Consider the following 16,976-nt stretch of genomic DNA (forward strand, 5'->3'; position numbering starts at 1 on the left):
GATCCTGTACCTCTCCGGCGGCAACCAGCAGAAAGCCATTCTTGGCCGCTGGCTGTCGATGCCGATGAAGGTCCTGCTGCTGGACGAGCCCACCCGCGGTATCGACATCGGCGCCAAGTCGGAGATTTACCAGATCATCCATAACCTGGCGGCCAGCGGCATTGCGGTGATCGTGGTGTCCAGCGACCTGATGGAGGTGATGGGTATTTCCGACCGCATCCTGGTGCTGTGCGAAGGCGCCATGCGCGGCGAACAACTGCGCGAGCACGCGACTGAATCCAACCTGCTGCAGCTGGCCTTGCCGCGCGGCCTGGCGAACTGAGAGAAGACCATGACTATTCAAAACAACGCGCTGCCTTCGGCACGCAAACCCCTCGATATGCGCGCATTGCTCGACAACTGGGCGATGCTGTTGGCGGCGGTGGGCATCTTCGTGCTGTGCGCGCTGCTGATCGATAACTTCCTCTCGCCGCTGAATATGCGTGGGCTGGGCTTGGCGATATCCACGGTGGGCATTGCTGCGTGCACCATGCTGTTCTGCCTGGCGTCGGGGCACTTCGACTTGTCGGTGGGCTCGGTGATCGCTTGTGCCGGTGTGGTGGCGGCGATTGTGATGCGCGATACCGACAGCGTGATGCTGGGCATCGGCGCTGCATTGTTGATGGGCCTGATGGTGGGGCTGATCAACGGCATCGTGATCGCCAAGCTGCGCGTCAATGCCTTGATCACCACCCTGGCGACCATGCAGATCGTGCGCGGCCTGGCGTACATCTTCGCCGACGGCAAAGCGGTGGGTGTGTCTCAGGAACAGTTCTTTGTGTTCGGCAACGGCCAGTTGTTCGGTGTGCCGGTGCCGATCCTGATCACCATCGTGTGCTTTCTGTTTTTTGGTTGGCTGCTCAACTACACCACTTACGGGCGCAACACCATGGCTATCGGCGGCAACCCGGAAGCTGCGTTGTTGGCGGGGGTGAACGTTGATCGCACCAAGATATTGATCTTCGCCGTGCACGGCCTGATCGGTGCCCTGGCCGGGGTGATCCTGGCGTCACGCATGACCTCCGGCCAGCCGATGATCGGCCAGGGTTTCGAGCTGACAGTGATCTCTGCGTGCGTGCTGGGCGGCGTATCGCTGAGCGGCGGCATCGGCATGATCCGCCATGTAATTGCCGGGGTGCTGATCCTGGCGATCATCGAGAACGCGATGAACCTGAAGAACATCGACACGTTTTACCAGTACGTGATTCGCGGTTCGATCCTGCTTTTGGCCGTTGTTATCGACCGTATGAAACAACGTTGATTCAAGCCTTCGGGAGATCAAATTTGGAAGGGGCGGTGCGACGATTCGACTTGCTCGCGAAGGCGGCCTCAGGGCCGACCGGGGTGTTGGATCAGACTGAGTACATATCCGTTATTTGGGTAACGGCCGCTATGGGTTCCGCCCTTACGGCGGCTCACTTTTGAACAGCGCAAAAGTAAGCAAAACGCTCTTGCCCCACCACTCGGCACCTCGCTTAGGCTCGGTGTGCCCGTAATTCGCCAGTGATTTGGGGGGCCGCCGCCACGCGCCATCCATGGCGCGGGGCGGCTAAACCGGCATCCCTGCCGGTTTACCCCCCAAATCCCTGTCGAATTCCGGCCAGCGTGGTTTAACGGGGCGCCTGAGATCAAGATCAAAAGCAGATCAAGATCAAGATCGGCTCGCTTCGCATCGTAGTTACCTTCGGCTGCTACAACCTACAAAATTGTGTAGATACCTGTGCTCCCACATGTTCACCGAGCACGGCCCATCCAGACGGGTGGGTGGGTGCCAAGGCCGTTACGAAATCAAGCTTGCCCTTGCCTGAACAAATCCACTGCCACGCTTCAAGCGACCAACGGGGGCTTGCGTCACCTCTGTTTAATTGTTAGCTTCTGGCAAAATGTTAACGATAACATTTGCTCTAACAATAAAAACAAAACAGAGACTCACGCCATGAAAATGCTCCCAAAAACCCTGTGTTTACTGGCTGTCGGCATCACCTTCGGTACTCAAGCCTTTGCCGCCACACCGCCCGCGCCCATTCGTATCGGCGCCTCCTTCCAGGAAATCAACAACCCCTATTTCGTCACCATGAAAAACGCTCTGGAAGAAGCCGGCGCGACCATCGGTGCCAAGCTGATCATCACCGACGCCCGCCACGACGTGTCCAAGCAGGTCAGTGACGTCGAAGACATGCTGCAAAAAGGCATCGATATCCTGCTGATCAACCCTACCGATTCGGTCGGCGTGCAGTCCGCCGTCAAGTCGGCCCACGCCGCAGGTGTCGTGGTGGTGGCAGTGGATGCCCAGGCGGACGGCCCGCTGGATTCGTTCGTGGGCTCGAAGAACTTCGACGCGGGCTTCCAGGCGTGTGAATACCTGGCGAAGACCATCGGTGGCAAAGGCAATATCGCCATCCTCGACGGCATCGCCGTGGTGCCGATTCTCGAACGTGTGCGCGGTTGCAAAGAGGCGGTGGCCAAGCACCCGGACATCAAGATCGTCAGCATCCAGAACGGCAAGCAGGAGCGTGATCAGGCGCTGACCGTGACCGAAAACATGCTGCAGGCCCAGCCGACCCTCAAGGGTATTTTCAGCGTGAATGACAACGGCTCCCTCGGTGCGCTCTCGGCCATCGAAGCCAGCGGCATGGACGTGAAACTGGTGAGCGTCGACGGTGCGCCGGAAGCGATCAAGGCGATCCAGAAACCCGGCAGCCATTTCATCGCCACCTCGGCCCAGTACCCCCGCGACCAGATCCGCCTCGCCCTGGGCATTGCCCTGGCCAAAAAGTGGGGCTCTCAAGTCCCGGCCAGCGTGCCGGTGGACATCACCTTGATCGACCAGGCCAAGGCCAGGGACTTCAGCTGGTAAATCCCCAGGCCCCACGCAAACCGTGGGGCCCAGGTCTTCCTTCTGAGCGCGAGGTCGGCGGTATGAGCAGTCTTCTGAAGCTGGAAAACATCTGTAAGCGTTACCCGGGGGTACAGGCCCTCAAGTCCATCAACCTGCAAGTGGAGCGTGGCGAAATCCATGCCTTGCTGGGGGAAAATGGCGCGGGCAAATCCACCCTGATGAAGATCCTCGGCGGCGTCGAGCATCAGGACGAAGGGCAGATCCTCATCGACGGCCAGGCGCAGCAGTTCGCTACTTACCGCGATGCCATCGCCGCCGGTATCGGCATCGTGTTCCAGGAGTTCAGCCTGATTCCCTACCTCACGGCGGTGGAAAATATCTTCCTCGGCCATGAGTTGAGCAACCGCTTCGGCCTGTTGCGCAAACGTGAAATGACCGAGGCGGCGCAGGCGTTGTTTCAGCGTTTGGGGGTGAGTATCGACCTGTATTGCGCGGTCAAGCACCTGAGTGTGGCCGAGCAGCAGTTCGTCGAGATCGCCAAGGCCCTGGCCCTGGACGCACGCCTGCTGGTACTCGATGAACCCACCGCGACGCTGACGCCCAGCGAAGCCGAGCTGCTGTTCGAGATCATGCGTGAACTCAAGCGCCAGGGCGTGGCGGTGATTTTTATCTCGCATCACCTGGAAGAGATTTTCCAGGTCTGTGACCGCATCAGCGTGCTGCGCGACGGCGGCAATGTGGGCGTCACCGACGTGGCCGACAGCGATATCGACCGCCTGGTGGAGATGATGGTGGGGCGCCGCCTGGAGTGCAGTTTCCCGCCCAAGCCCACTTGCGAGCGCGGCCCGCTGTTGCTGGAGGTCAAAGACATCCAGCTGGTGCGCAATGGCCCACACAACAGCTTCCAACTGCACAAGGGCGAAATCCTGGGCTTTGCCGGGCTGGTGGGGTCGGGCCGTACCGAATTGGCCCTGGGCATGATGGGGGCGCTGCCGTCGGTGAGCAAAGAGGTGTGGCTGCGCGGCGAAAAAATCAGCCTTGACGACCCAGCCCAAGCCTTGGCGCACGGCATCGGCCTGCTGCCGGAAAGTCGCAAGAGCGAAGGGCTGATCACCGATTTCAGCATTCGCGAAAACATCTCCCTGAACAACCTGCCCAAATATCAGAACGCCTCGGGTTTGATCGACAAGGCCAAGGAGTGCGCCAGCGTCGAAGCTCTGATGCGCCAGCTGTCGATCAAGGCGCCCAGCGGCGAAAGTCGCGTGCTTAACCTCAGCGGCGGCAATCAGCAAAAAGTCGTGATCGCGCGCTGGATCAACCACCACTGCGAGGTGCTGGTGTTCGACGAGCCCACCCGCGGCATCGACGTCGGCGCCAAGGCGCAGATCTACGCGCTGATGCGCAGCCTCACCGAACAAGGCTACGCAATCATCATGATTTCCTCCGAATTGCCCGAAGTCATCGGCATGTGCGACCGCGTCGCCGTGTTCCACAAGGGCGCGATCGTCAAGGTCCTGGAAGCGTCCGCCGTCAATCCTCAAGAGGTCATGCGCCATGCAACAGGGGGCTCAAGTGAATACGTCCATTAACACCGCAAACACCGGCCGCTTGCGCCTGAATGTGGCACGGCTGCTGCGCTCACCGGCGTTCTATCCCTTCGTCGGGCTGGTGGTGGTGACCCTGGTGATGATCCTTGCCAGCGACACCTTCCTCACCGCCAGCAACCTTTCCAATATTGCTCGCCAGGTATCGATCAACGCGATCATCGCGGTGGGCATGACCTGCGTGATTCTTACCGGTGGCATCGACTTGTCGGTGGGGCCGGTGATGGCGTTATCCGGCACGCTCACGGCCGGTTTGATGGTGGCCGGCGTGCCGCCCGGCCTGGCGATTGGCGCCGGGTTGCTGGTAGGCGTGGCGTTCGGCATCGGCAACGGGCTGTTCGTGGCTTACCTGCACATGCCACCGATCATCGTCACGCTGGCGACCATGGGCATCGCCCGTGGGTTCGGGCTGATGTACACCGACGGCTACCCGATTTCCGGGCTGCCGGAGTGGTTCGCCTTTTTCGGGCGCGGCAGCGTGTTCGGTATGCAGGTGCCGATCCTGATCATGTTGCTCACTTACCTGGCCGCCTATGTGTTGCTGCAACACACGCGTATAGGCCGCTACATCTACGCCATCGGCGGCAATGAAGAAGCGGTGCGTTTGTCCGGGGTGCGTGCGGCGCGCTTCAAGCTGCTGGTGTACGGCATCAGTGGCCTGACCGCGGCGATAGCCGGGCTGGTGCTCACCTCGCGGCTGATGAGCGGCCAGCCCAATGCCGGTGTGTCGTTCGAGCTTGATGCGATTGCCGCCGTGGTACTCGGCGGTGCATCGATCGCCGGCGGGCGCGGGGTGATCGTCGGCACCTTGCTCGGCGCCATGCTGCTGGGCGTGTTGAACAACGGCTTGAACATGCTTGGCGTATCGCCTTACGTACAGAGCGTGATCAAGGGCGGGATCATTTTGCTGGCGATCTTTATCAGCCGTCAGCGCCATCGATAAATACCTCATCACACAGGACCCAACACCATGGACAAGCACACCCACATGCAAGCCGTCGTCTGCCACGGCCCGAAAGACTACCGCCTGGAACGCATCGGCAAACCCCAGGCCCGCGCCAATGAGTTAGTGATTCGCATCGCTGCCTGTGGTATCTGCGCCAGTGACTGCAAGTGCCACTCCGGCGCTGCGATGTTCTGGGGCGGTGACAACCCCTGGGTCAAGGCGCCGGTGGTGCCGGGGCATGAATTTTTCGGCTACGTGGTGGAGGCGGGCGAGGGCGCCGAGGAACACTTCGAGGTCAAGGTCGGTGACAAGGTCATCGCCGAACAGATCGTGCCGTGCGGCAAGTGCCGTTTCTGCAAGTCGGGCAAATACTGGATGTGCGAAGTGCACAACATTTTCGGCTTCCAGCGTGAAGTGGCCGAAGGCGGTATGGCCCAGTACATGCGTATTCCCAAGACTGCCATCGTGCACAAGATCCCTGAGGCGGTGTCCCTGGAAGACTCGGCCCTGGTGGAGCCCATGGCCTGCTCGATCCACACCGTGAACCGCGGCGACATCCAGCTCGATGACGTGGTGGTGATTGCCGGTGCGGGCACCCTTGGCCTGTGTATGGTCCAGGTCGCCGCGTTGAAAACCCCGAAAAAGCTGGTGGTGATCGACATGGTCGACGCGCGCCTGGAACTGGCCAAGCAATTCGGCGCCGATGTGGTGATCAATCCCGCCCGTGACAACGCCCGCGAGATCATCAATGGCCTCACCGACAACTATGGTTGCGATGTCTACATCGAGACCACGGGGGTACCGGCCGGCGTCACCCAGGGCCTGGACCTGATCCGCAAGCTTGGGCGGTTTGTGGAGTTCAGCGTGTTTGGCGCCGAGACCAGCGTGGACTGGTCGATCATCGGCGACCGCAAGGAACTCGACGTACGCGGCGCGCACCTGGGGCCGTATTGCTACCCGATTGCCATCGACCTGTTCGAGCGCGGCCTGGTCACCTCCAAAGGCATCGTCACTCATGATTTCCCACTGGACGACTTCGCCGAAGCCTTCGAACTGGCCAACTCGACCAAGTCGATCAAGGTGCTGTTGAAACCGGTGCTGCCCGCCCATGAGTAACAACATGAACTACGTCATGGGTGTCGACATCGGCACCCAGAGCACCAAGGCGCTGCTGGTGGATGCCCAAGGCACGATCATTGCCCAGCACAGCCAGGGCTATCGCGTGGATACCCCCAAAGTGCGCTGGGCCGAGCAATGGCCGCAGGTGTGGCTGGACGCTGTGCAAGCCTGCGTTGCCCAGTGCATGGCCAAGGCTGGCGTGCCGGCGGGGCAGGTCAAGGCGCTGTGCATCAGCAGCCTGTACGGCGGCTCGGGGATTGCCGTGGATGCGCAGATGACACCGTTGCACCCGTGCCTGATCTGGATGGACCGCCGCGCTGGCGAGCAGGTCGAGTGGGTGCGTGAGCATGTGGATCTGGAGCGGCTGTTCGCGGTCACCGGTAACTCGGTGGACAGCTACTACGGGTTCACCAAAATGCTCTGGCTCAAGCAGCATCAACCGCAAGTGTGGGCGAACACTCGCTACTTGCTGCCGCCCAACAGCTACATCAACTGGTGCCTGACCGGTGAGTTGGCGGTGGACCACAGCAGCGCCGGCAATATCGGCGGTATCTACGATGTGGCGGCGCGCAACTGGTCAGGCGAGATGCTGGATGCGCTGGGTATCGCGCGGTCGATGATGCCCGAGCGCTTGGTGTATTCCGGTGAGGTGGTGGGTGGTTTGCTCGCAGACTGGGCCACTCGCCTGGGCTTGCAGGCGGGCACGCCCATCCTGGCCGGTGGCGTTGACGCGGCCATGGCGACCCTGGCCGCAGGTGTCACCCAGCCGGGCAACCATGTGGCGATGATCGGCACCAGCATGTGCTGGGGCTACCTCAACCAGCAGGTGGATGCGCACCACGGCCTGGTCAGCATGCCGCATGTCTATAACGGCCACCGCGACCTGTACATCTTCGGCGGTGCGATCACCGCCGGAGCGTCGGTCAGCTGGTTTCGCGAGCAGTTCTGCCAGGCCGAAGAGCAGCAGGCCCAGACAACCGGGCAAGACAGCCTGGTGCTGCTGGAGCAGAGTGCCAGGAAGATCCCGGCGGGCAGTGAAGGTGTGGTGTTCCTGCCGTACCTGATGGGCGAGCGCAGCCCGGTATGGGACGACCGCGCCAGCGGCAGTTTTGTCGGGCTGAACCTGTATCACAGTCGCATTCACCTGTACCGCGCGGTGCTGGAGGGCGTGAGTTTTGCCCTGCGCCACAATATCGAAGCGGGCACCCAGGGCGCCCACTCCCTGGACCCGCGCCTGATCGTGGTGGGTGGGGCGAGCCATTCGGATTTGTGGATGCAGATTATCGCGGACGTCACCCGCTACCCCGTCTACACCATTGTCCAGGAAGTTGAAGCGGCCCTGGGCGCGGCGTTGCTGGCGGCGCATACGGTGGGGTTGGTCAGTGATGAGGCGATGGACACAGGCTGGGTGCAACTGGAGCAACGGGCGCAGCCCAAGCGCGAGAATGTCATGGCCTATGACCGGGCGTTTACCGAGTACCTGAAGCTGTATCCGGCCCTGAAACCGATCATGCACAACCTGCAAGCTACCTGACTCAACACGGTTAAAAATGTGGGAGGGGGCTTGCTCCCGATGGCGGTGTATCAGTCAGCTTATCTGTAGCTGACACACCGCCATCGGGAGCAAGCCCCCTCCCACAGTCAATCTTCATTGTTCTTGAGATTTTTATCTATGAACGCAGTCTTCAACTTCACCCACCAGCGCATCCTCGTCACCGGCGCCAGCAGTGGTATCGGTCGCGAAATCGCGCTCCAGCTGATCAACAGCGGCGCCGAAGTCTTTGCCCTTGGCCGCGACGCCCAAGCCTTGGCCGCACTGGGCTGCCACTCCCTGTGTGTGGACATGGCCGACAGCACTGCCCTCGATAAAGCGCTGCAAGACCTGCCGCCCCTGCACTGCCTGGTCAACTGCGCCGGCATCTCGCGCCTGGAGCCCGCCGCCGCGATCAGCGCCGAGGCTTTCGACCAGGTAATGAACGTTAACGCCCGTGCCGCCGCCCAGGTGGCCAGCCGTGTCGCGGCCAAGATGATCGCGGCAAACATTACCGGCAGTATCGTCAACGTCTCCAGCCAGGCGTCGTTGGTGGCGCTGGACGATCATCTCGGTTACTGCGCCTCCAAGGCCGCCATGGATGCGATCACCCGCGTGCAATGCGCCGAATGGGGCCGCTTTGGTATTCGGGTAAACAGCGTCAACCCCACGGTGACCTTGACGCCGATGGCAAGCATGGCCTGGTCCGACCCGGCCAAGCGCGACCCGGCGCTGGCGGCGATCCCCTTGGGGCGTTTTGCGCAACCGGCGGAAGTGGCGTTGCCGGTGCTGTTCCTGCTGAGCGACGCAGCCAGCATGATCAGTGGTGTGAGCTTGCCTATCGACGGCGGCTATACCAGCCGTTAGCCGTTTTCCAATTGCCCGGCGATGACGACCTTGTCCCGTGGCTTGTAAGGGTCTTCAAGCCGATCGAGCAGCAGGCGTACCGCGCTGCTGCCAGCCAGTGACGCGTCGTGGGCCACGCAGGCGATCGGCACGCCAAAGATATCGGCGAAGGGCAGGCGGTCGATGCCGCAGATGGTCAGGCTGTCATGGGAGATGTTGTGCATGCGCAGTGCGCGCAGGGCGCCGAGGGTGATCAACTGGTTAAAACCCATGATCGCGTCCGGCGCCGAATGTTCGGCGAGGTAGTCGAGGGTGTGCAGGTAGGATGGCATCAGCGTGTAGTCACCGGCCCGCACTTCAACGTGCACCTTGGGATGCTCGGCCAGCACTTCGCGCAAGCCTTTGAGGCGCTCCACGGTGATGCGCGAGTGCTCGGGGCCGGTCAGCACCAGCAGGCGCTTGAGGTGCGGCGTCTGGCGCAACAAGTAGTGCGCGGCCTGGATGCCGCTGTGGTAGTTGTCGAGCACCACGCGGCTGAACGGGCTGTCGTGGATCGTGCGATCCAGCAGCACCACAGGGGTCTTGCCGTTACCCAGGCGTTCCAGGTAGTCGGGCTGGTAGCTGGGCTCATCGGAGACCGGCGACAGGATGATCCCCGCCACGCGGTAACCCAGCAGCGTATCGACCGCCTTGCTTTCCAGTTCTTCCAGTTCGTCGGTGTCCACCAGCATGATGGTGTAGCCGTGTTGTTTCGCCTCGCGGGAAATGGCCTTGATCATCTCGCTGTAGAACGGGTTGTCCACCGAGGCGGTGATCACGCCGATGATCAGGCTTTCACTGCGCTTGAGCCCGCGCGCGAAGGCGTTGGGCACGTAGTCGAGTTCGCGTGCCACTTCGAGGATGCGCGCCAGGGTGGCGGGTTTTACCAGGTCAGGTTTGCTCAGCGCCCGGGACACGGTGATGGTGGTCATGCCGACCCGTTTGGCAATGTCGCTGATGGTGACGGACTTTTTCTTGTTCATCGGTAAGGCTGCGAGAGGACACATCAGCAGGCTAGCATGTGTGCAGGCCCAGTGTGATTCAAATCAGCGGGTCCCAGCGTTGCGACCAGTCACCTTCAGCCTTGACCACCTCGCGCAGCAACGCCAGCGCCTGCTGCAACACCGCCGAATCCCGCGCCCGCGAATACACCAGGTAAGTCGGGAAACTGAACTCCGGCGCCTTGGGCACGCGCTGCATCACGCCACTGTCCAGATAGCTTTGCACCACCCGCGTGCGGAAATACCCGGCGCCGCCGTTTTCCAGGATGTACTGCAGCGCCAATGGGCCCAGGTTGAAACTCACGGCGGCACGTGCGCGGTCGGGCAGGGCGGCGTCATGCTGCTGGCGGAAACCCTGGCCCCAGTCGATATACACATAGGGCTCGGGTTTGCTCGCCAATTGCACCAGGATCAGTTTTTCTTCCAGCACTTGCTCTACCTGCAAACCTGGCCAGTACTGCGGCTGGAACACCAGCGCGGCATCGAGCACGCCCAACTCCAGTTGACGCAACAGGTACTCGCCCTCGCGAATTTCGGTACGCAGTGCATGTCCGGGAATATGCTCGCGCAGCGCCTTGGCCCAACCGAGCATCAGCGGGTTGCACAGGCTGACCTCACCGCCGATATGCAGCACATTGCGATAGCCATCGGGTAACGGCAGGTCACGGCGCGCCGCTTCCCAGGTTTGCAGCAGCTGGTTGGCGTACACCACAAAGGCCTCGCCATCGGCGGTCAGGCGTGCACCGGCACGGTTGCGGATAAACAGCGTGCTGCCCAACTGGCTCTCCAGGTTCTTGACCCGGGCGGTGATGGCGGTCTGGGTGACGTGCAGTTTCTCCGCCGCTGCGGCGAGGCTGCCGCAGCGGGTGATTTCGAGGAAGGTGCGTGCCAGTTCGATGTCCATGAAGCCCCCCGGAAGAAGAATGGAGGGCATTGTAGTGGAATGCGGTAAAAACTGTGGGAGGGGGCATGCCTCCCACAGTTTCGATTGAATCTCAGCTCAGGGTTTCAGGTGCTTGCAAATGCTCGGTAGGGAAGGCTTTTGCATAGGCATGACACACCCTCAACACCTGCTCATCGGCAAACCGAGCAGCCACCACATGCAACCCCACCGGCAAACCATTGGCGGCCAACCCGCACGGCACCGACGCAGCCGGTTGCTGGGTGAGGTTGAAGGGGTAGCTGAACGGCGTCCATTCCATCCACTCGTTCATCCCCGAGCCGGGCGGTACGTTGTGCCCGGCTTCGAACGCGGTAATCGGCATCATCGGCGATACCAGCACGTCGTAGTGCTCATGGAACGCCGCCATGCGCGCAACCAGTGCGGCGCGCGCTTCCAGGGCGGCGTTGAAGTCGTCCAGGCTCAGACGCTCGCCCCGTTGCGCAATACGCAGCAGCCCCGGGTCCAGCAGTTGCTTTTGCGCGTCGCTCATGGAGCCAGTCAGGCGTGCAGCGCCGGCGGCCCACAGGGTGCTGAACACCTCAAGCGGGTCGCTGAAACCCGGGTCGATCTGCTCTACATGAGCGCCCAATTGCACCAGGCCTTCCACGGCCTGGGCGACGACCTTGGCGACTTGCGGGTCGACATCCACATAGCCGAACGTGGGGCTATAAGCCACGCGCAAGCCCTTCAGATCCGCCCCTGGGGTGAGCCAGGGCGTGGTCCTTGGCGCCCCGATCAGGCCATCGCGCACATCCATTTGTGCCACGGTCTGTAGCATCAGCACGCTGTCTTCCACGGTGCGGGTCATGGGCCCCAGGTGCGACAGGATGGTCATGGAGCTGGCCGGCCACTGCGGCACATAACCGAAGGTCGGCTTGATCCCGAACGTGCCGGTGAACGCACACGGGATGCGAATCGAACCGCCCGCATCGCTGCCCTGATGCAACACGCCGAGGTTCAACGCCGCCGCCGCCCCCGCGCCACCCGACGAGCCGCCCGCGGTGGTGCGTGTATCCCACGGGTTGCGGGTGATGCCGTACAGCGGGTTGTCGGTGACGCCTTTCCAGCCGAACTCCGGGGTGCTGGTCTTGCCCAGCAGCACAGCACCGGCCTTGCGCATGAAGTGCGAGAAGGGCGCGTCCACATTCCAGGGCCCCTCGGCGGATGAGGTGCGCGAGCCCTTGCGCGTGGGCATGCCGAGGGTCAGCGTGAGGTCTTTTATCGACGCTGGTACGCCATCCAGTGCGCCGCAAGGGGCACCTTTTAACCAACGTTGTTCCGAGGCCCGCGCCGCGCTCAATGCACCCTCAGGATCGACATGGCAGTAGGCGTTCACCACCGGGTTGTAGCGTTCGATGCGCAGCAACGCATCTTCGGTGACCTCTACCGGTGACAAGCTCTTGTCGCGATAATGCTTGAGCAGTTGCACCGCCGTCAGTTGGCCGATCTCACTCATGCTTGAACTCCCTGAGCCGCGTTGACCATGGCCCGCAGCAACACCGCGCAGCCAGCCGCCAGATCATCCGGCGCGGCGTTTTCGATTTCGTTATGGCTGATGCCGCCTTCGCACGGCACGAAGATCATCCCGGCGGGGCCCAGTTCGGCGACGAAGATCGCGTCATGCCCGGCGCCGCTGACGATGTCCATATGGCTCAAGCCCAAGGCTCTCGCGCCATCGCGCACGGCATTGACGCAGTCCGGGTGGAAGTCCAGCGGCGGGAAGTCGGCGGTGGGCGTCAGTTCAAAGGTCAAGCCGTGTCGGGCGGCCGTGGTTTCGATCACTGCGCGTACTTCATCGACCATGGCTTGCAGTTTGTCCCCATGCAGGTGACGCAAGTCGATGGTCATCTGCACCTGGCCGGGAATCACATTGCGCGAACCCGGGTGCAGGTTCAGGCAACCAACGGTGCCGCAGGCATGGGGCTGTTGTTGATGGGCGATACGGTTGACCGCGCTGACCACCTCGGCGGCGCCGACCAGGGCGTCCTTGCGCAGGTGCATCGGTGTGGGGCCGGCGTGGGCTTCGACGCCGGTGAGGGTCAGGTCGAACCATTTCTGGCCCAGGCAGCCCATGACCACGCCGATAGTGGTGGCCTGGTCTTCCAGTACCGGGCCTTGCTCTATATGGGCTTCGAAGTAGGCGCCGACCGGATGGCCCAGAACCGCACGGGAACCGGCATAGCCAATGCGCTGTAATTCGGCACCTACCGACAGGCCCTGGTCGTCGCGTTTGTCGAGGGTGTCCTGCAAGTCGAACTTCCCGGCAAACACCCCGGAACCCATCATGCACGGCGGGAAGCGCGAGCCTTCTTCGTTGGTCCACACCACCACTTCAATCGGCGCCTGGGTCTGGATCTGCAAGTCATTCAAGGTACGGATCACTTCCAGCCCGGCCATCACCCCGTAGCAGCCGTCGAACTTGCCGCCGGTGGGTTGGGTGTCGATGTGGCTGCCGGTCATCACCGGGGGCAGGGCGGGGTTGCGTCCGGCACGACGCGCAAAGATATTGCCGATGGCGTCGACAGTGACGCTGCACCCAGCCGCTTCGCACCACTGCACAAACAGGTCGCGGGCCTGGCGGTCCAGATCGGTGAGGGCCAGGCGACACACGCCACCCTTGGCCGTGGCGCCGAGTCGGGCCAGGTCCATCAGCGATTGCCACAGGCGGTCACGGTTGATCAGCGGGGCGTTGCTCGGGAGCGGTTGCGCAACACTATTCATCAGAGATCTCCAGTCAGGCACTCAAGGCCAGATAACGGTTCTTGATCGACGGGTCGGCACGGAAGTCAGCGGCGCTGCCTTCGTACACCACGCGGCCCTGTTCGAGTACGTAATGGCGGTCGGCGAGTTTGTCGCAGACCATCAGGTTCTGCTCCACCAGCAGCACCGGCAGGCCGTCGTCCTTGACCTTGCGCAGGATCTTCACCAGCTCGTCGACAATCACCGGGGCCAAGCCCTCGGTGGGTTCGTCGAGGATCAGCAGCTTGGGGTCGTTGAGCAGGGCGCGGGCGATGGCAAGCATTTGCTGTTCGCCGCCGGATAGCGCATGGCCGGCGTTTTTGCGCCGTTCCTTGAGGCGCGGGAACATGGCGTATACGTCGTCCAGTTGCCATCGGCTGCTTTTGCGCACGGCGATGCGCAGGTTTTCCTCGACGCTGAGCAGGCGGAAAATCCCGCGGTTCTCCGGCACCAGCGCTAAGCCCTGGCGTGCAATTTCAAAGATTTTCTGCCCCACCAGCGCCTGGCCATTGAAGTGAATCTGGCCCTGACGCGGGCAAATGATGCCGAGGATGCTGCGCAGGGTGGTGGTCTTGCCGGCGCCATTGCGACCCAGCAGGGTCACCAGTTCGCCAGGGTTGACGGTCAATGACACGCCCTCCAGCACATGGCTCTTGTCGTAGTAGGAATGGATATTCTCGACGATCAGCATCAGGCGGCCTCCCCAAGGTATGCAGTGCGCACACGTTCATCGGCACGCACGAACTCTGGCGTGCCTTCCACCAGGATCTGGCCGTGGCTCATCACCGTGATGCGTTGGCTGATGGACATGACGATGCTCATGTTGTGTTCGATCAACAGCACCGTGTGGTCGCGGCCCAGGTCGCTGATCAGTTGGGTCATGATCGGGATGTCGTCGATGCCCATGCCCGAGGTCGGCTCGTCGAGCATCAACAGTTTCGGTTTGGAGCAGATCGACATGCCCACTTCCAGCACCCGCTGCTGGCCGTGGGACAACTCGCCGGCGAGGGTGTCGGCGCGGGCGGTGAGTTGCAGGCGTTCCAGCACCTGGTCGGCCATCTCCAGGTGCTCGCGCTTGCTGTCCACTCGGCGCCAGAAGTTCAAGGCACGGGCGCCATCGCGGCCCTGGGCGGCCAGGCGCAGGTTTTCGCGCACGCTGAGGTTCTGGAACAGGCTGGTGAGCTGGAACGAACGCGCCATGCCCAGGCCGACGCGGGCATGGGCGGGCTTGCGCATCAGGTTGTTGCCGTCGAAATGGATCGCTCCGGCAGTGGCCTGGCGCTCACCTGTCAGGCAATGAAACAGGCTGGTCTTGCCAGCGCCATTGGGGCCGATAATGGTGTGGATAGTGCCGGCCTCGACCTTGAGGTTGACGCCATTGACCGCATGGAACGCGCCATAGGCCAGTTCCAGGTGTTGGGTTTCCAGCAGGATGCTCATAGCCCTTGCTCCTTGGCGACGACCGCGCTTTTGCGCGTGCCGCGCACCTTCTCGAACAGCGAGGCGAGGCCGCCCCACAAACCGCCGCGCATGAAGATCACCACCAGGATCAGGATCACCCCCAGCAGCATCAGCCAGCGCGGCCACAGGTCGGAGAGGAAATCCCCCAGCAGCACAATGGAGCCGGCGCCCAGCAATGAGCCGAACAACGAGCCAGTGCCGCCGACGATGGTCATGATCAGAATGTTCTCGGACATCGCCAGGTCAATATTGGACAGTGGCACAAAGTGCAGCAGCATGGCGTAGAGCGCCCCGGCAATCCCGGTGACCGCCCCGGACAGCACGAACACCAGGATCTTGAAGTGCCGCGTGTCGTAGCCGATGGCCGAGGCCCGGGTTTCGTTTTCACGGATCGCCATCAGCGTGCTGCCGAACGGCGAAGCGATCACCCGGCGAGCGCCGATAAAGATCAGCAGGAACAGCACCGCGACAAATCCATAGAAGGCACGGGCATCGGCCAAGGACAACAGCACGGTTTCACCCACACGGATTTCCGGGCGCGGCACGCTGAGCAGGCCGTTGTCGCCGCCGGTCCAGTCGCTCAGGGTGTAGGCGACGAAATAGGCCATCTGGCTGAACGCCAGCGTGAGCATCACGAAGTAAATGCCGGTGCGCCGAATCGCCAGGGCGCCCACCAGCAATGCCAGGAAACCGCCGGCGATGGCGGCACCCAGCAGTGCGGTGAACAACCCCAGTTGCAGGTGGATCATCAGCAACGCCGCGCAGTAGGCGCCGGCCCCGAAGAAGATGCCTTGGCCGAATGACAGCAAGCCGGTGTAGCCCAGCAACAGGTTGCAAGCCAGGGCGGCCATGGCAAAGATCAGGATCTCGGTGGCCAGGGTTGCCGAGGGCAGTATCAACGGCAGGCCGATCAGCACCGCCAATACCCACAGCAGCATCGCTTTGGATTGGGTTTTGGCAAACGGCAGGGGGTTTTTCTCGCTCATGTCAGGCTCTCCCGAACAGGCCGTAGGGGCGCACCAGAATCACCACGGCCATCGCGCCGTAGATCATCAGGCTCGCACCCTGGGGCCAGAGTGTGGTCATCAGGCTTTGCACGACGCCTACCAGCAAACCGCCGACCAGCGCGCCGCTGAACGAGCCCATGCCGCCGATCACCACCACCACGAACGCCACCCCGAGAATCTCCGGGCCGACAAAGGGCTGGGCGCCGCGCAACGGCGCGAACAACACCCCGGCGACACCGGCCAGGGCCACGCCGAGGGCGAAGGTCATGGAGAACAGGCGGAAAATATTGGTGCCCAGCAATGACACGGTTTCAGTGCTCTCACTGCCGGCGCGCACTAGGGCGCCGAAGCGCGTGCGTTCCAGCAGCAGCCACAGGCCCAGGCCGACGAGCCCGGAAAACACGATGAGAAACAGGCGGTAGTAGGGATAGACAAAATCCCCCACCACCAGCACGCCGCGCAGCAACTCCGGTACGGCGACACTTTTGCCCACCGGGCCCCAGATCATCACGCTGGCTTCCTGGATAATCAGCGCGATCCCCAGGGTTACCAGAATCTGGAACATGTGCGGCAAGTGGTAGATCCGCTGGATCAGCACACGCTCGATCACCCAGGCCAGCGCAGCCACCACCAGCGGCGCGACGAGCAGCGCCAGCCAGAAGCTGCCGGTGAGGCTCACGGCGGTGTAGCAGATGTAGGCGCCCAGCAGGAAAAACGCGCCGTGGGCGAAGTTGACGAAGTTGAGCAGGCCGAAAATGATCGTCAGCCCGACCGCGATCAGGAAGTAGATCATCCCCAGCCCAAGGCCGTTGAGAATCTGGAACAGGTACAAATTGAGCATGCAGGAACCCTCTGCAGGCGG

15 protein-coding genes and 1 pseudogene are annotated in these 16,976 nt (G+C 62.3%); 8 read left to right on the plus strand and 8 right to left on the minus strand.

Translation table 11 applies throughout. The features are described 5' to 3' along the window. The 8 genes and pseudogenes from araG to J1G33_RS20520 form a co-directional block, all read left to right on the plus strand. A pseudogene (gene araG / locus J1G33_RS20485) lies at positions 1-322 on the plus strand (L-arabinose ABC transporter ATP-binding protein AraG); the annotation flags it as partial. Between the two features lie 9 nt (positions 323-331). Beyond that, positions 332-1,300: an L-arabinose ABC transporter permease AraH gene (gene araH, locus J1G33_RS20490; protein ID WP_005787495.1), complete on the plus strand. Its 969-nt coding sequence runs from the start codon at positions 332-334 to the stop codon at positions 1,298-1,300. A 675-nt stretch (positions 1,301-1,975) separates the two neighbouring features. After that, positions 1,976-2,896, plus strand: a complete 921-nt coding sequence (locus J1G33_RS20495) for a substrate-binding domain-containing protein (RefSeq protein ID WP_194440501.1) — start codon at positions 1,976-1,978, stop codon at positions 2,894-2,896. A 62-nt stretch (positions 2,897-2,958) separates the two neighbouring features. Further along, positions 2,959-4,467, plus strand: coding sequence for a sugar ABC transporter ATP-binding protein (locus J1G33_RS20500; protein ID WP_032876453.1), 1,509 nt, complete (start codon positions 2,959-2,961; stop codon positions 4,465-4,467). Then, positions 4,433-5,425 carry a ribose ABC transporter permease gene (locus J1G33_RS20505; RefSeq protein WP_078821149.1) on the plus strand — a complete coding sequence of 331 codons (993 nt, stop codon included), beginning with the start codon at positions 4,433-4,435 and terminating at the stop codon, positions 5,423-5,425. The genes J1G33_RS20500 and J1G33_RS20505 overlap by 35 nt, the downstream gene beginning before the upstream one ends. Positions 5,426-5,452: 27 nt before the next feature. Then, entirely contained in the window at positions 5,453-6,544 is a 1,092-nt protein-coding gene (locus J1G33_RS20510; RefSeq protein ID WP_122733367.1) for an alcohol dehydrogenase catalytic domain-containing protein, read from the plus strand. Positions 6,545-6,548: 4 nt separating this feature from the next. Then, positions 6,549-8,081: an FGGY-family carbohydrate kinase gene (locus J1G33_RS20515; protein ID WP_148854169.1), complete on the plus strand. Its 1,533-nt coding sequence runs from the start codon at positions 6,549-6,551 to the stop codon at positions 8,079-8,081. A 138-nt stretch (positions 8,082-8,219) separates the two neighbouring features. Beyond that, positions 8,220-8,945: an SDR family oxidoreductase gene (locus J1G33_RS20520; RefSeq protein ID WP_223018646.1), complete on the plus strand. Its 726-nt coding sequence runs from the start codon at positions 8,220-8,222 to the stop codon at positions 8,943-8,945. On the opposite strand, the gene J1G33_RS20525 is transcribed toward J1G33_RS20520, so the two are convergent. From J1G33_RS20525 to J1G33_RS20560, 8 genes are all read right to left on the minus strand, one after another. Next, positions 8,942-9,946, minus strand: coding sequence for a LacI family DNA-binding transcriptional regulator (locus J1G33_RS20525; RefSeq protein ID WP_223018647.1), 1,005 nt, complete (start codon positions 9,944-9,946; stop codon positions 8,942-8,944). The genes J1G33_RS20520 and J1G33_RS20525 overlap by 4 nt on opposite strands. Positions 9,947-10,004: 58 nt before the next feature. After that, a complete protein-coding gene (locus J1G33_RS20530) occupies positions 10,005-10,868 on the minus strand; it encodes a LysR family transcriptional regulator (protein ID WP_005787511.1) in 864 nt (287 codons plus the stop codon). A gap of 91 nt (positions 10,869-10,959) precedes the next feature. Next, on the minus strand, positions 10,960-12,363 hold the full coding sequence (locus J1G33_RS20535) for an amidase (protein ID WP_148854171.1): 1,404 nt from the start codon (positions 12,361-12,363) through the stop codon (positions 10,960-10,962). Next, positions 12,360-13,628 carry a Zn-dependent hydrolase gene (locus J1G33_RS20540; RefSeq protein ID WP_223018648.1) on the minus strand — a complete coding sequence of 423 codons (1,269 nt, stop codon included), beginning with the start codon at positions 13,626-13,628 and terminating at the stop codon, positions 12,360-12,362. The genes J1G33_RS20535 and J1G33_RS20540 overlap by 4 nt, the downstream gene beginning before the upstream one ends. A 13-nt stretch (positions 13,629-13,641) precedes the next feature. Beyond that, on the minus strand, positions 13,642-14,337 hold the full coding sequence (locus J1G33_RS20545; RefSeq protein ID WP_005787517.1) for an ABC transporter ATP-binding protein: 696 nt from the start codon (positions 14,335-14,337) through the stop codon (positions 13,642-13,644). Beyond that, on the minus strand, positions 14,337-15,086 hold the full coding sequence (locus J1G33_RS20550) for an ABC transporter ATP-binding protein (RefSeq protein ID WP_223018649.1): 750 nt from the start codon (positions 15,084-15,086) through the stop codon (positions 14,337-14,339). The genes J1G33_RS20545 and J1G33_RS20550 overlap by 1 nt, the downstream gene beginning before the upstream one ends. Beyond that, positions 15,083-16,093 (minus strand): branched-chain amino acid ABC transporter permease, encoded by a 1,011-nt coding sequence (locus tag J1G33_RS20555; protein ID WP_148854174.1) that lies wholly within the window; start codon positions 16,091-16,093, stop codon positions 15,083-15,085. The genes J1G33_RS20550 and J1G33_RS20555 overlap by 4 nt, the downstream gene beginning before the upstream one ends. Position 16,094: 1 nt before the next feature. Further along, complete coding sequence (locus J1G33_RS20560) at positions 16,095-16,955, minus strand: branched-chain amino acid ABC transporter permease (RefSeq protein ID WP_032876425.1); 861 nt, start codon at positions 16,953-16,955, stop codon at positions 16,095-16,097. Positions 16,956-16,976 lie beyond the last annotated feature (21 nt).

Origin of the sequence: Pseudomonas sp. P867 (genome assembly GCF_019891455.1) — a bacterium.
Lineage (GTDB): Bacteria > Pseudomonadota > Gammaproteobacteria > Pseudomonadales > Pseudomonadaceae > Aquipseudomonas > Aquipseudomonas synxantha_A.

Coding starts and splice junctions, on each gene's coding strand:
- araH (WP_005787495.1), top strand. CDS start 332: ATGACTATTCAAAACAACGCGCTGCCTTCGGCACGCAAACCCCTCGAT.
- J1G33_RS20495 (WP_194440501.1), top strand. CDS start 1,976: ATGAAAATGCTCCCAAAAACCCTGTGTTTACTGGCTGTCGGCATCACC.
- J1G33_RS20500 (WP_032876453.1), top strand. CDS start 2,959: ATGAGCAGTCTTCTGAAGCTGGAAAACATCTGTAAGCGTTACCCGGGG.
- J1G33_RS20505 (WP_078821149.1), top strand. CDS start 4,433: ATGCAACAGGGGGCTCAAGTGAATACGTCCATTAACACCGCAAACACC.
- J1G33_RS20510 (WP_122733367.1), top strand. CDS start 5,453: ATGGACAAGCACACCCACATGCAAGCCGTCGTCTGCCACGGCCCGAAA.
- J1G33_RS20515 (WP_148854169.1), top strand. CDS start 6,549: ATGAACTACGTCATGGGTGTCGACATCGGCACCCAGAGCACCAAGGCG.
- J1G33_RS20520 (WP_223018646.1), top strand. CDS start 8,220: ATGAACGCAGTCTTCAACTTCACCCACCAGCGCATCCTCGTCACCGGC.
- J1G33_RS20525 (WP_223018647.1), bottom strand. CDS start 9,946: ATGAACAAGAAAAAGTCCGTCACCATCAGCGACATTGCCAAACGGGTC.
- J1G33_RS20530 (WP_005787511.1), bottom strand. CDS start 10,868: ATGGACATCGAACTGGCACGCACCTTCCTCGAAATCACCCGCTGCGGC.
- J1G33_RS20535 (WP_148854171.1), bottom strand. CDS start 12,363: ATGAGTGAGATCGGCCAACTGACGGCGGTGCAACTGCTCAAGCATTAT.
- J1G33_RS20540 (WP_223018648.1), bottom strand. CDS start 13,628: ATGAATAGTGTTGCGCAACCGCTCCCGAGCAACGCCCCGCTGATCAAC.
- J1G33_RS20545 (WP_005787517.1), bottom strand. CDS start 14,337: ATGCTGATCGTCGAGAATATCCATTCCTACTACGACAAGAGCCATGTG.
- J1G33_RS20550 (WP_223018649.1), bottom strand. CDS start 15,086: ATGAGCATCCTGCTGGAAACCCAACACCTGGAACTGGCCTATGGCGCG.
- J1G33_RS20555 (WP_148854174.1), bottom strand. CDS start 16,093: ATGAGCGAGAAAAACCCCCTGCCGTTTGCCAAAACCCAATCCAAAGCG.
- J1G33_RS20560 (WP_032876425.1), bottom strand. CDS start 16,955: ATGCTCAATTTGTACCTGTTCCAGATTCTCAACGGCCTTGGGCTGGGG.